General features: G+C 71.8%; 12 protein-coding genes. 6 read left to right on the top strand and 6 right to left on the bottom strand.

Annotated elements, in window-relative coordinates:
- Positions 1-6 precede the first annotated feature (6 nt).
- Positions 7-579: a hypothetical protein gene (locus ABH928_RS33005; protein WP_370072374.1), complete on the bottom strand. Its 573-nt coding sequence runs from the start codon at positions 577-579 to the stop codon at positions 7-9.
- 198 nt (positions 580-777) lie between these two features.
- Here ABH928_RS33005 and ABH928_RS33000 point away from each other — a divergent pair, with 198 nt between their 5' ends.
- From ABH928_RS33000 to ABH928_RS32985, 4 genes are all read left to right on the top strand, one after another.
- Positions 778-1,695 carry a S41 family peptidase gene (locus ABH928_RS33000; protein ID WP_370072373.1) on the top strand — a complete coding sequence of 306 codons (918 nt, stop codon included), beginning with the start codon at positions 778-780 and terminating at the stop codon, positions 1,693-1,695.
- Positions 1,696-1,737: 42 nt separating this feature from the next.
- Positions 1,738-2,745 (top strand): NADPH:quinone reductase, encoded by a 1,008-nt coding sequence (locus tag ABH928_RS32995; RefSeq protein ID WP_370072372.1) that lies wholly within the window; start codon positions 1,738-1,740, stop codon positions 2,743-2,745.
- Between the two features lie 251 nt (positions 2,746-2,996).
- Positions 2,997-3,608 (top strand): DUF6232 family protein, encoded by a 612-nt coding sequence (locus ABH928_RS32990; RefSeq protein ID WP_370072371.1) that lies wholly within the window; start codon positions 2,997-2,999, stop codon positions 3,606-3,608.
- Positions 3,605-3,952 carry a hypothetical protein gene (locus tag ABH928_RS32985; RefSeq protein WP_370072370.1) on the top strand — a complete coding sequence of 116 codons (348 nt, stop codon included), beginning with the start codon at positions 3,605-3,607 and terminating at the stop codon, positions 3,950-3,952. Before ABH928_RS32990 ends, ABH928_RS32985 begins: the two co-directional genes overlap by 4 nt.
- A 75-nt stretch (positions 3,953-4,027) precedes the next feature.
- Here the strand turns inward: ABH928_RS32985 and ABH928_RS32980 are convergent, their stop codons facing one another.
- The 3 genes from ABH928_RS32980 to ABH928_RS32970 form a co-directional block, all read right to left on the bottom strand.
- On the bottom strand, positions 4,028-4,879 hold the full coding sequence (locus ABH928_RS32980; protein ID WP_370072369.1) for an MBL fold metallo-hydrolase: 852 nt from the start codon (positions 4,877-4,879) through the stop codon (positions 4,028-4,030).
- A 53-nt stretch (positions 4,880-4,932) separates the two neighbouring features.
- A complete protein-coding gene (locus ABH928_RS32975; protein ID WP_370072368.1) occupies positions 4,933-6,552 on the bottom strand; it encodes an MDR family MFS transporter in 1,620 nt (539 codons plus the stop codon).
- 92 nt (positions 6,553-6,644) lie between these two features.
- Positions 6,645-7,619 carry a phosphatase PAP2 family protein gene (locus ABH928_RS32970; RefSeq protein WP_370072367.1) on the bottom strand — a complete coding sequence of 325 codons (975 nt, stop codon included), beginning with the start codon at positions 7,617-7,619 and terminating at the stop codon, positions 6,645-6,647.
- 164 nt (positions 7,620-7,783) lie between these two features.
- On the opposite strand from ABH928_RS32970, the gene ABH928_RS32965 reads away from it, so the two are divergent.
- Positions 7,784-9,055, top strand: a complete 1,272-nt coding sequence (locus ABH928_RS32965) for a methyltransferase (protein ID WP_370072366.1) — start codon at positions 7,784-7,786, stop codon at positions 9,053-9,055.
- Between the two features lie 18 nt (positions 9,056-9,073).
- Here ABH928_RS32965 and ABH928_RS32960 read toward each other — a convergent pair whose 3' ends face one another.
- The gene (locus ABH928_RS32960) at positions 9,074-9,445 is read right to left on the bottom strand and encodes a cyclophilin-like fold protein (RefSeq protein ID WP_370072365.1); all 372 of its coding nucleotides are present in this window, start codon (positions 9,443-9,445) and stop codon (positions 9,074-9,076) included.
- 183 nt (positions 9,446-9,628) lie between these two features.
- Between ABH928_RS32960 and ABH928_RS32955 the strand changes: the two genes are divergently transcribed.
- The gene (locus tag ABH928_RS32955; protein WP_370072364.1) at positions 9,629-11,650 is read left to right on the top strand and encodes an FAD-dependent oxidoreductase; all 2,022 of its coding nucleotides are present in this window, start codon (positions 9,629-9,631) and stop codon (positions 11,648-11,650) included.
- Between the two features lie 25 nt (positions 11,651-11,675).
- Here the strand turns inward: ABH928_RS32955 and ABH928_RS32950 are convergent, their stop codons facing one another.
- Complete coding sequence (locus tag ABH928_RS32950) at positions 11,676-13,148, bottom strand: SDR family NAD(P)-dependent oxidoreductase (protein ID WP_370072363.1); 1,473 nt, start codon at positions 13,146-13,148, stop codon at positions 11,676-11,678.
- Between the last annotated feature and the right edge of the window lie 202 nt (positions 13,149-13,350).

The raw sequence follows: 13,350 nt of genomic DNA, 5'->3' as shown, positions 1-13,350 counted from the left end.
GGTGTGTCAGTGCTGCCCGCCGCGCCGACGGCTCCAGTAGAGCGCGCCGCCGCCGAGACCGGCGATGCCGAGGCCGAAGGCGACCTGCGTGCCGTTGCCCGGGTCGACGCTGCCGCCGACGCCGGTGTGCACCGGGCCGTGCGGGTGTTCGTGCTCGTGGCCCTTGACCGTCACCGTCGCGTTGAATCCGGAGAGGGAGGTGTTGGTCACCTGGCACGCGCCGGAGACGTTGTAGTCGCCGGGCTTCACGTCGTGGCTGACCGTGGCCGCGCCGGAGAAGAAGCCCGCCTGACCCGGCATCGGGTGCAGCTTGACCGCAGTGACGAAGGCCAGCGAGGAGACCATCGTCGGGTTCGGCGTGCCGAAGTACGACGAGCTGCAGTTGACGATCAGGCCGACCGTGTCGCCCGGGTCGACGGTGTCCGGGCTGAGCGTGATGTCGGCGCCGTTGACGCCGCTGGCCCAGGCGGTCGGCGCGAGCGCGACGGCCGGGGCGAGGGCGAACGCGGTGGCTGCCGCGGTGGCCGCAGCGAGTGCGGCGGCGCGACGGCGGGTGGGGCGGGGCGGTATGCGGCGCATCCGGCACCTCCGGGCGTCGGGTGCGGACCTCGGGCGTCGGGCCCGGGGTACGGGGGACACACCGCGACTGTCTGGGGCCATATGTCACCGTCCGTGCGCATATTGAAGCGTTCCGGTCACACAATTAATCCGATCGATGCAGTCGGCGAGCTGCGGAAACCCTGTTCGGTTCGGCCCGGGACCGCTTTACTGCCGATCATGAATTCGACACTCGATCACGTGGGCATAGTCGAGCGGACCGCCGACCTGGTGACCGCCCACTACGTCTTCCCCGAGCAGGGCGACAAGATCGCCGCTCAGCTCCGCGCGGCGCTGGCAGCCGGGCGGTACACCGAGGCCGGCGCGGCCGGGGACGTCGAGCGGCTCGGCGCACTGGTCACCGAGGACCTGCAGTCCGTCAACGGAGACAAGCACCTGAGGCTGGCCTTCCACGCCGACGAGGTCCCCGACGGTCAGGACGCGGCGGCGGGGCAGATGATGGAGCGCCGTTCCGCCGAGTCCTGCGGCGGCGTCCCGCGCTTCGAGCTGCTGGAGGGCGGCGTCGCGGTGCTGGAGCTCGCGCCGATCATCTTCCCGCTGCACCTCTCGGCGGACTCGCTGACCGCGGCGATGACCCTGGCCGCCCAGGCGCGCGCCCTCGTCGTCGACCTGCGCCGCAACGAGGGCGGCGACCCCCACACCGTCCAGTACCTGTGCAGCTACTTCTTCGACCAGCCGACCCACATCAACACCCAGTACTGGCGTGAGGGCGACCAGGAGGAGCAGTCCTGGACGCTGCCCCACGTCCCGGGCCGCCGACTCGGGCAGCAGAAGCCGGTCTACCTGCTGACCAGCGCCACCACCTTCTCCGGCGCCGAGGAGCTGGCCTACGACCTGCAGCAGCTCGGCCGCGCCGTCGTGGTCGGCGAGCGCACCAAGGGCGGTGCGCACCCGCGCAACGGCTGGACGGTCCACCCGCACCTGGAGGCCACCATCCCCGTCGGCCGCTCGATCAACCCGACCAGCGGCACGGACTGGGAGGGCACCGGCATCACCCCGGACATCGAGGTCCCGGCGGCGCAGGCGCTGGACCGCGCCCACCGCGAGGCGCTGGGCCGGCTGGCCGAGAATCGCTGAGGCAGCGGGAACATCGGCCGCGTGCGGGCGGTTGCGCCGGACATGAAGGCAATCGTGTACGAGCGCAGCGGCGGTTCCGACGTCCTCTCCCTGGCGGACCGCCCCGTCCCGGAGCCCGGTCCCGGCGAGGTCCGGGTCCGCGTCGTCGTCTCCGGCGTCAACCCGACCGACTGGAAGTCCCGTTCGGGTGGTCCGGGGCTGAGTGCGCAGCAGGTCCCCAACCAGGACGGCGCGGGCGTCGTCGACGCGGTCGGTCCCGGCGTGGACGCGGGCCGCGTCGGCGAGCGGGTCTGGATCTGGGAGTCGGCCTGGCAGCGACCCGACGGGACGGCGCAGGAGTACGTCGTCCTCCCCGAACGCCAGGCCGTCGCGCTGCCCGAGCACGCCTCCTTCGACCTCGGCGCGAGCCTCGGCATCCCCGCGATGACCGCGCACCGCGCCCTCACCCTCGCCGAGGACGCGCCCGCGCTCCTGGCACCGGGCGCGCTGGCCGGGAGGACCGTCCTGGTCGCGGGCGGCGCGGGTGCGGTCGGCAACGCCGCGATCCAGCTGGCCCGTTGGGCGGGCGCGACGGTGATCACCACGGTCAGCAGCCCCGAGAAGGCCAAGCTGGCGCAGGCCGCGGGCGCGCACCACGTCGTCGACTACCGTGCGGAGGACGCGGCGGCGGTGATCCGCGGGCTGGCGCCGGAGGGGGTCGACGTGGTGGTCGAGGTCGCGGTCACCGCCAACGTGGACCTCGATCTGGCCGTGCTGGCCGACAACGGCACGGTCGCCTTCTACGCCGACGGCAGCGGCGCGGAGGTCACCCTCCCGGTCCGCCCGTCGATGTTCCGCAACCTCCGCTGGTTGGGCGTTCTGGTGTACACCATCCCTGACACTGCGAAGGTCGCGGCGGTCGCCGCGATCCGGGACGCGGTGGCGGCGGGGGCGCTCCGCGGCGGCGCGGAGGCCGGTCTTCCCTGGCACCGCTTTCCGCTCGCGCAGACGGCGGCGGCTCACGACGCCGTCCAGGGCGGGGCGGTCGGCAAGGTGCTGATCGACATCTGATCGCGCCCGATCACAACTCGGCGACATCTGATGTCACGTCAACGTCATTCCCCTGGCTCCCCGTTGCCGACAGTAACTATGCTCTGTCGGTGATCGAACGATCGCAGATCGATCCTGGGAAGCCAGGGGAACGGGGGCTTGTACGGGTGAGCGCGGAGTATCCACCACCGCCGACGGAGCAGCCACGACTGCCGGAGCAACCACCAGCGCCTTCGGAGCAGGCACCTCCGCCCGCGGAACAACCGCCGCCGGTGCGGCGTACCGCGACGCCACCGCCGCCGATCGGGAGGCCGTCCGCGTCGCCCCGGCGGGAGTTGGACCTGCGGGTCACCGAGCGGGTGCTCTGGGTCGGGCACGCGGCCTATCCGATCCGGAACATCGCGCGGGTGTTCACCTTCGAGCTGCGGCCCCGCTACGGCCTGGCGGTGTTCAGGTTCTTCTGGCGTACGGCCGTCACGCTGGCGGCCCTGGGGATGTTCAGCCTTCTCGACGCCCTGGCCAACAGCACCGGAGACCAGACGGGCCAGCAGTCCGGCGTCAGCGGGTGGCTGGTCTTCCTGTGGTTCGTCGGGGTGGCTCTGATCATCACCTATGTCGTGCAGCTGGTGCAGGTGCTGTCCGAGAACCCGCACCCCGCCCTGGCGATCGAGACCTCGGGTCCGTCGACCGCGCTGGTGACCCTCCCCGAGCGGCGGGAGCTGGACCGGCTGGTCGACGCGATCGTGGGCGCGATCGAGCACCCGGGCCCCGAGGCCATCTACCAGGTGCAGCGGCTCCACATCAGCAAGCCGTCCAACTACTACTTCGGCGACGTCGTGAACATGTACGGCGGCTCCAGCAACATGGGGATGGTGAAGTCGTGAGCGGAGACAGCTACTTCGGTGACGTCGTCCGGATCGAGGGCGGCAGCAACAACATCGGGATGGTCAAGAACCAGTACGGCGCCGGCCAGGTCCCGGAGCTCGCCGCGCAGTTGGCGCAGCTGCGCGGTCTGGTGGCCGCTCTCCGCGGCGACGCCGCCGTAGCGCCGGAGGTCGCCGAGGACCTGGACGCCCATCTGGCCGAGGCGACCGACGACAGACAACCCGACCGCCGGAGCCGGGCGTTGCGGAGCATCCGCGCCATCGCCCAGACGGTCGGGGTGCTGGGCGCACCGGTGGTCGAGCTGGTCAACAAGATCCTGGATCTGGTCAACCCGCACCAGTAGCAGGTCAGTAGCACGTCAACAGCACGTCAACAGCACGTCAACAGCACGTCAGCAGCGGGCGAGCAGTGCCGGGGCTCAGCCCAACTGCCCGTAGGCGCGCGGGATCGCGCTGCCCAGCGCCTCGGGCGGGAAGGGCCACTCGCCCGCCTGCAGCGCCTCGTCGGCCGCGACGCCCGCCGCGTGCAGCGCCCGGCACTGCTCCGCGACCGCGCGGATCGCGTCCGCCTGCGCGCGGACGAAGGCCGCGTCGACCGTCGCGCCGTGGCCGGGGACGTACCGGGCGTCCGGACCGGCGAGGGTCAGCGCGGCGTCCAGCGTGGGGGCCCAATCAAGGGGAAAGGAGTCGGAGCCGTAGGCCGGTGGCCCGGACTCCTCGACCAGGTCGCCCGTCAGCAGCACGCCCGCGTCCGGGACATGGAGGAGCAGGTCGCCGGCGGTGTGGCCGCGGCCGACGTGGCGCAGGGACACGGTGCGGCCGTCGCCCAGGTCCAGGTCGTGCGCGCCGTGGACCTCGTGGTCGGGCACGTACTCCTCCAACTCGGCCATCTTCGCCGCCCACGTCGCGCTGCGGCGCGCCATCCGCTCGCGGAAGGCGGCGGCCTCCGGATCGGTGGCCTCGGCGCGCATCGCGGTGACCGTCTGCGCGCTGCCCCAGACCTCGGCCGGGGGTAGCTGGCGCGGGGCGACGAACTCCGCGTTGCCCCAGACATGGTCCCAGTGGATGTGGGTGTTGACCACCCACCGAACCGGGGTGGCCGACAACGCGCGCAGGTGCTCCCGCAGTTCACGCGCCTCGGCGAGACTGCACCGGGTGTCGGCGACCAGCAGGCCGTCCGTGCCGACGACGACGGAGACCGTCACGTCGCACGGGTCGTACCGGCGCTGGTAGACCCGGTCGCCGACCTCGATCCAGCCGGTGCCCGACATCACGCTCCCCGTTTCTGCCCAAGTCGTTTCCGTCTGCGTCGTTTCTGCCTGCGTCAGCTGCCCTCGGCGAGAGGGAAGCGCTTCGGCGTCACTGTAGCGAGCACCACCACCGCCAGCGCGGCGGCGACGGCCGCACCCACGTACACGTGGTTGACGGCCGAGGCGAGCGCGTGTCGCAGGTAGTCCGCGCCGGAGGGGCTGAGCGTGCTCGTCGGGTGCAGCAGCGCGCCCGCTATCTGGTCCAGGCCCTGGGGGAGACTGCCGTGCAGCGCGGCGGGGGCGGAGCGCAGCCAATCGGTCAGCGTGGCGTTGGCGATCACCGCGAAGATCACGCCGCCGACGCTCTGGCCGACCTGACGGCAGAACAGGATGGAGGCCGTCGCCGTGCCGCGCTCGTGCCACGGCACGCTGCTCTGCACACCGATGATCAGCGGCAGTTGGAACAGCCCGAGACCCGCGCCGAGGATCAGCATCAGCAGGGCCGGCTGCCACGCCGCGCCGCGATACGGGAGCAGCGGGAAGGCGGCCAGCAGCGCGGTCCCGACGGCCGCGCCGATCAGCGCGGTGTTGCGGAAGCCGATCCGCCGGTAGAGCCGGTTGGAGAGCGCGGCGGAGATCGGCCAGCTGATCGTCCACACCGACAGCACGAAGCCCGCCGCCACCGGGGCCAGTCCCAGCACCGACTGCGCGTACGTGGGAAGGAAGACCATCGGGGCGATCATCAGCAGGCCCAGGCAGCCCAGGGCCAGGTTGACGCCCGCGATGACCCGCCGTCGCCAGACCCAGCCGGGGATGATCGGCTCCTCGGCACGCCGCTCGATCCCGTAGGTCGCCACGCCCGCCAGCAGGGAGGCGGCGAAGAGGCCGATGCTGGGGGCCGACAGCCAGGGCCAGGCGACGCCGCCCTGGACCATGGCGAAGAGCAGCAGACCGGTCGTCAGGAAGAGCCCGACCGCGCCCAGCCAGTCGATCCGCGACCGGGTGGCCGCCGCGACCTGCGGCTCGCGCAGGTTCCGCTTGAGCAGCACCAGCGCGATCAGACCGACCGGAAGGTTGATCAGGAAGATCCAGCGCCAGTTGGCGTAGGTGGCCAGCACCCCGCCGAGCGCCGGGCCGAGGACCGCGGAGACGGCCCAGACCGTGGACATCGCGGCCTGGATCCGGGGCCGCTTCTCCAGCGGGTAGAGGTCGGCCGCCAGCGTCTGCACCGTCCCCTGGATCGCTCCGCCGCCGAGCCCCTGGACCAGCCGGAACACGATCAGCACCGTCATGCTCCACGCGCCCGCGCAGAGCAGTGAGCCGATCAGGAAGATCGACGAGCCGATCAGCAGCACCGGCTTGCGTCCTCGCGCGTCGGCCAGCTTGCCGTAGATCGGCAGCGTGACCGTGACCGCCAGCAGATAGCCGGAGAACATCCAGGAGAAGTAGCTGAAGCCGCCCAGCTCGCTGACGATCTGCGGGACGGCGGTGGAGACGCAGGCCGAGTCGAGCGCGACCAGCGCCATGGACAGCATCAGCGCGGCGACGACCAGCTTCCGCCGCCCGTCGCCGGGCGGGGCGTCAGGTACGGCCTGCCCGCCTCGGACGGCCGGGCCCTGGCGGTCCTTGGGGTCCTGACGGTTCAGTCGGTCCTGGCGGGCTTCCCCTTCGGTGCCGCTGCCGCCGTTGCCCATGAACGACCACCCTCCCCAAGCCCCGTGTGCGCCCCCGCAGGGTCAGCCTCTCATGGGATGACTTTGCTGTGGTGGGAGTGGTCGGCGGCCGGTCACTCCACGGGCGCGCGCGGCGCCACCACGCGAGCGGCCTCCGGATAGTCGGGCACGGCGGGCGCCGCCGCGTGACCTGGGCGACCTCGGCGAGCTCGGCGTCGCAGCCGGTGCGCGAGGCGGGTCAGCGGGCCGGTCAGCGCCCAGCCGATCAACACCACCGCGCCGCCCGCGACGCAGTCCAGCAGGTAGTGGTTGGCGGTGCCCATCACCACCACCGCGATCAGCAGCGGGTAGAGCAGGCCGACCACCCGGACCCAGCGGTGGCGCGCGTGCTTGAAGACCAGCAGTCCGCACCAGAGCGCCCAGCCGAAGTGCAGGCTGGGCATCGCCGCGAAGTCGTTCGTCATGTCGGCCAGTCCCTTGGGCGCGCTGCCGCTTCCGCCCCACCAGCCGATCGAGGAGTGCTGGGCCATGATGTCCAGGAACCCGTCCGGGTCGGCCAGCAGGCGCGGCGGGGCGGTGGGGAAGAGGACGTAACCGACCAGCCCCAGCGCGGTGGCCAGGCAGAGCCAGGTGCGGGCGAAGGCGTAGTGGGCCCGGCGGCTGCGGTAGAGCCAGAACAGCACCAGCGGCGTGATCACGTAGTGCAGGCTCGCGTAGACGAAGTCGGCCGGTATGCCGAGCCAGGCGTGGTGCGCGAAGAGGCTGTTGAGCGCGTGCTCGGGTTCCGCGTGCAGGTGGCGCTCGGCGCGCAGCAGCAGCTCGCCGTGATGCCGGGCCTCGGTCTCCTTGCCGTGGACGAGCAGCCGGCTGCCGTCGTAGGCGGCGTAGACCAACAGCACCAGTTCCAGGCCCCACTGGCGCGGATTCCACCGCCGGAGCCGCTCGAAGCGGCGCGGTCCGGACCGCTTCGTACGCCCCGAACCCGGGTGGCCCGGCGCCGTGCCGCTGGCGGCCGTTCCGCCGGCGGCCGTACGGCTGGAGGCCGTACCGCTTGAGTCGGGGCGGTCCCCGACCTTGGTTCCTGCCATGGCGCCAGGTCCCCCCGTATCTCGCTTCACATCGTGGTTGGGCACATTGTGGTCAGGCTCTACCGTACGCCGTACGTTAACTGCTCCTGCAACCGGCTCGGCGATCTTCGGCGTGGAGCCGGGAAGTGCTGACCACGGGCGGGATCGGGCAGACTGGCACCACCATGAGCACCCCCAGCGACCAGAGCTCGCCCGCCGGCCCCAGCACTCCCGTCAGCACGACCAGCCTCGCCCTTCCCCATGGACCGGAGCTTGAGCTGCGCCGGTTCCCGGTCGACCCCCGCGACCGGCTCCGCGCCTGGGACGCCGCGGACGAGTACCTGCTGCATCACCTGGCGGAGACGGCCGACGCGGCGCAGCCGCTCGCGTCCGCGCCCGTGGTGCTGGGCGACCGCTGGGGCGCGCTGGCGACTGCGCTGGCCACTGACCTGGCCGCTGACCTGGCCACTGACCTGGCTACTGACCCTGCGGTACGTCCGGTGCAGATCACCGACTCCTACCTCGCGCAGCGCGCGACGGAGGCCAACCTGGCCCGCAACGGGCTCGCCGCCGACGCCGTCCGCCTGCTCTCCAGCCGCGAGACCCCGCCGGAGCGGGTCGACCTGCTGCTGGTCCGCGTCCCCAAGAGCCTGGCGCTGCTGGAGGATCAGCTGCTGCGTCTGGCGCCCGCCGTCCATCCGGGGACGGTCGTGGTCGGCACGGGAATGGTCACCGAGATCCACACCTCGACGCTCCAGCTCTTCGAGCGGATCCTCGGCCCGACCCGCACCTCACTGGCCAGGCGCAAGGCCCGGCTGATCTTCTGCACCCCGGACCCGGAGGTGCTGGCTGGGCGCCCGGAGAACCCCTGGCCGCGCCGCTACCCGCTCCCGCCGGAGACGGGTCTGCTGGCCGGGCGCACGGTGACCAACCACGCGGGCATCTTCTCCGCCGAGCGCCTCGACATCGGCACCCGGTTCTTCCTGGAGCACCTGCCGACGTCGGAGGGGGCGGGCAGGGTCGTCGACCTGGGCTGCGGCAACGGGATCCTGGGCCTGGCCGCCGGGTTGGCCAACCCGGACGCCGAACTCACCTTCGTCGACGAGTCGTTCGGCGCGGTCGCCTCGGCCGAGGAGACCTTCCGGGCCAATGTCCCCGAGGCCACGGCGCGCCGGGCGAGGTTCCTGGCGGGCGACGGTGCAGGCGACCTGGCCCCCGGCTCGGTCGACCTGGTCCTCAACAACCCCCCGTTCCACAGCTACCAGGCGGCAACCGACGCCACCGCCCACCGTATGTTCGCCGGCGCACGCCGTGCGCTGCGAACGGGCGGTGAGCTGTGGGTCGTCGGCAACCGCCACCTCGGCTACCACGTCCGGCTGCGCCGGATCTTCGGCAATTGCCGGACCGTGGCCGGAAACCCGAAGTTCGTGATCCTACGGGCCGTCAAGAACGGCTGACCGCCAACTGACGGCTCGTCAGTCCATCACCTCCACGCGGATCGCCGCGCCCTCACGCACCGTGCCCAGGGCGGACGGGTCGCCGTCGATCGTGCCCAGCAGGTTGCACGGACTGGCCAGGCGGCACTCGTCGCCGCGCGAGATCGGCGTCGGTCCGAAGGGGAGCGCCAGGCTGTCGCCGTCGGTCCAGAACGCCACCGTGCCCGGCTCGACGACCTGTTGGGCGTCGCTCTCCAGCTCCGGGCTGATCGGCGTGCGGAAGTAGACCTCCTGGCCCCAGGTGTGGGCGTTCGCCTGGAACGGGAGGGCGGCGAGCAGCGCCTTGCTGGTCGGCGTCTCGCGCAGGGTGGCGGTGACGGAGCCGGCAGGCCACAGGATGCGAATCTTCATGGCGGCAGACAAGCCAATCCTTCAACATTTTGTCAACGAGTGCCCGAGGGGTGGAAGGGGCGCCTGTCGTCGCGGTGTTTTGCACCTTGTTGCATAACACCCGGCGTGGCCCTACCGTGGTCCTGTCCGACCCCTGCCCTACCCCTGCATCCCGCCGTGCCCCCCGCGAGGAGACGCCGCGCCATGACCGCGTACCCGAACCTGCTCCGCCCGCTCGACCTCGGTTTCACCACGCTCCCGAACCGGGTCATCATGGGCTCGCTGCACGTCGGCCTGGAGGAGGCCCCGAACGGCTTCGAGCGGATGGCCGAGTTCTACGCCACCCGCGTGCGCGGCGGCGTCGGTCTGATCGTCACCGGCGGCATCGCGCCCAACGAGGTCGGCCGCCCCTTCGAGGGCGGGGCCAAGCTCACCACCGAGGCCGAGGCCGAGCAGCACCGCGTCATCACCGACGCCGTCCACGCCGCCGGTGGGAAGATCGCGCTGCAGATCCTGCACTTCGGCCGCTACGCCTACCACCAGGACCTGGTCGCGCCCAGCGCGCTGCAGGCGCCGATCAGCCCCTTCGTCCCGCACGAGCTGACCGACGACGAGGTCGAGCAGACCGTCGAGGACTTCGTCCGCTGCGCCGAGCTCGCCCAGCAGGCGGGCTACGACGGCGTCGAGATCATGGGCTCCGAGGGCTACCTGGTCAACGAGTTCATCGCCGCGCCCACCAACCGGCGGACCGACCGTTGGGGCGGCAGCTACGAGAACCGGATGCGGTTCCCGGTCGAGATCGTGCGGCGCGTCCGGGAGCGGGTCGGGTCGGACTTCATCCTGGTCTACCGGCTCTCCATGCTGGACCTGGTCCCCGGCGGCTCGACCTTCGACGAGGTGGTCCAGCTCGGCAAGGCGGTCGAGGCAGCCGGTGCGACGATCATCAACACCGGCATCGGCTGGCACGAGGCCCGCATCCCGACCATCGCCACCTCCGTCCCGCGCGGCGCCTTCGGCTGGGTCACCAAGAAGCTGATGGGTCAGGTCTCCGTCCCGCTGGTCACCTGCAACCGCATCAACACCCCCGAACTGGCCGAGGAGTTGCTCGCCTCCGGCACCGCCGACCTGGTCTCGCTGGCCCGTCCGCTGCTCGCCGACCCCGACTTCGTCGCCAAGGCCGCCGCCGGCACGCCCGAGGCGGTCAACACCTGCATCGGCTGCAACCAGGCCTGCCTGGACCACACCTTCTCGCTGCTGATCGCGTCCTGCCTGGTCAACCCGCGTGCCTGCCACGAGACCGAGCTGGTGCTGGCGCCGACCCGGTTGCGCAAGCGCGTCGCCGTCGTCGGGGCCGGTCCGGCCGGGCTCGCCTGCGCCGTCTCGGCCGCCGAACGCGGCCACGCGGTCACCCTCTTCGACGCCGCCGACACGGTCGGCGGTCAGCTCAACCTCGCCCGTCAGGTCCCGGGCAAGGAGGAGTTCAACGAGACGCTGCGCTACTACCGCCACCAACTCGACTCTCATGGCGTGGAGTTGCGCCTCGGCGCGCTGGTCGGTGCGGACACGCTCGCCGAAGGCGGCTTCGACGAGATCGTGGTGGCGACCGGCGTGTCCCCGCGTGTCCCGGAGATCGACGGCGTGGACCACCCCAGCGTGGTCGGCTACGCGGACGTGCTGCGGGGCGACGCGCAGGTCGGCGAGCGCGTCGCGATCCTCGGCGCGGGCGGGATCGGCTTCGACGTCGCCGAGTACCTCACCGACCCGGGCGAGCAGGCCAGCCAGCGCCCCGAGGTCTTCTTCGCCCAGTGGGGCGTCGACACCGAGCACACCACGCCGGGCGGCCTCACCGCCCCTCGTCGCTCCCGCGCCGGACGCCAGGTGCACCTGCTCCAGCGCAAGACCAGCAAGGTCGGCCAGGGCCTCGGCAAGACCACCGGTTGGATCCACCGTGCCGAGCTCAAGCACCGCGGCGTGGTCTCCGTGGCCGGCGCCACCTACCGCCGTATCGACGACGCGGGCCTGCACCTCACGGTCGACGGCGAGGACCGCCTGCTCGAGGTCGACACCGTCGTCCTCTGCACCGGCCAGGAGCCCCGCCGCGACCTGCACCAGCAGCTCGCCGACCGCGGCATCAAGGCCCACCTGATCGGTGGCGCGGACGTCGCGGCCGAACTCGACGCCAAGCGCGCCATCGACCAGGGGACCCGCCTGGCCGCGGAGCTGTAAGCACCCGGGGGCTCTCGGTCGAGGGTCACCAGTCGGCCACCCGGTAGTCCTTGAGGAACACCCCGGACACCGGGTGGCCGGCCTCGCCGCGCACGATCGGGTCGTAGACGCGAGCGGCCCCGTCCACGACGTCCAGCGGCGGGCGGAAGCCGCGCGCGGCCTCGTGGGCCTTCTTGGGCGCCGGATTCTCGTCGGTGATCCACCCGGTGTCCACCGCGCACATGTGCACGCCCTGCCGAGCCAACTCCTCGGCGCTGGTGCGGGTGAGCATGTTCAACGCGGCCTTGGCCATATTGGTGTGCGGGTGACACGCCGTCTTGTTGCGCACGGTGAACCGGCCCTCGACGGCCGTGACGTTGACGACGTAGCGCGCGGGAAACGGCGAGGCGAGCAGCAGCGGCAGCAACCGGTCACAGAGCAGCGCGGGGGCAATGGAGTTGACCAGCTGCGTCTCCAGCACCTCGGCCGCGTCCAGCTCGCCGAGCCTCGCCGACCACGAGTTCTCCGCCGAGAGGTCCGGCAACAGCCCGGCCTCGTCGGTCTGTTGGAGTTGCTGTGGGAGCTCCTGCGGCGATGTGGGACACGGCCGCCCCGGGTAGGTGCCCGACTCCAACTCCGCCGTGGGCCACGCCGGTGCGAGAGCGGGCATCGGCCGGAAGCCCGGCGCGTGTCGAACCAGTCCCCGCAGCGCGGCGGGCAGCGGCGTCAACTCCCCGGCCGCCAGCCGGGTGTAGGACTCCGGCGGTCGACGCAGGGTCTGTGCGGCGTTGTTGACCAGGATGTCCAGCGGACGCCCCTCGCTGCGCAACTCATCGCAGAACGCCAGCACTTGACGCGGGTCCCGGAGGTCGATCCCGACGACGGTCAGCCGGTCCAGCCACGCGTCACTGCCCGGCTCGCCCTGGAACCGTCGCACCGTGTCGTGCGGGAACCGGCTGGTCACGATCAGCTCGGCCCCGTCCCGCAGCAGCATCAACGCCAGCTGGAACCCGATCTTCACCCGCCCACCGGTCAGCAGCGCCCGCCGCCCGCGCAGGTCCGTGGTCAGCCCGCGCCGTGTCGCGTTGTCGGTGGCACAGACAGGGCAGAGCAGGTGGTAGAAGCCGTCGACCTGTCGGTAGAGCGACTTGCAGACGTAGCAGCGCCGCGGTTTCTGCAACTCACCGACGGTCTGCAACTTCCTAAGGGACTGGAACTCCCCGACAGGCTGCAACTTCCCGACAGCCACTGGTTTCTGCGGCAGCGTCAGCGGCGCGTCCTCGACCCGGTCCGGCGCGCCGGTCACGGTCGCGGCGGCCAACCGGGCGTCGGCGATCCGCCGTTCCGCCCGCAGTTGCTTTCGCCGCCCGTTCCGGCCCTGCCGCACGAACCGCGCGGCGAGCTCCTCCGCCCGCATCCGGCGTGCGTCGCCCGAGGGCAGTGCGCGGAAACGACCCACCAGCCCCTCAAAGGTGGCGAATTCCGCGTCCGAGATCCCGACCGGCTGTATGTCCTGCACCGCCCTACCCCCAACTCCTGTGTGCCGAAACGCTCGAAACGTTCGAAGCGCACGTCAGCCTAGAGCTCGCCTGACGTGCGCTTCGAACGGATTTCGGTGCTTCAGCGACCGTGGGGGCTTGTTGGGGGTCAGCCCTTGCGGGTCTTGATCTCGTCGGTGAGCTGGGGCAGGACCTGGAAGAGGTCGCCGACGACGCCGTAGT

The organism is Streptacidiphilus sp. MAP5-3 (assembly GCF_041262505.1).
Taxonomy (GTDB): Bacteria; Actinomycetota; Actinomycetes; order Streptomycetales; family Streptomycetaceae; genus Streptacidiphilus.
This window is presented reverse-complemented; position numbering and strand designations above follow the sequence as displayed.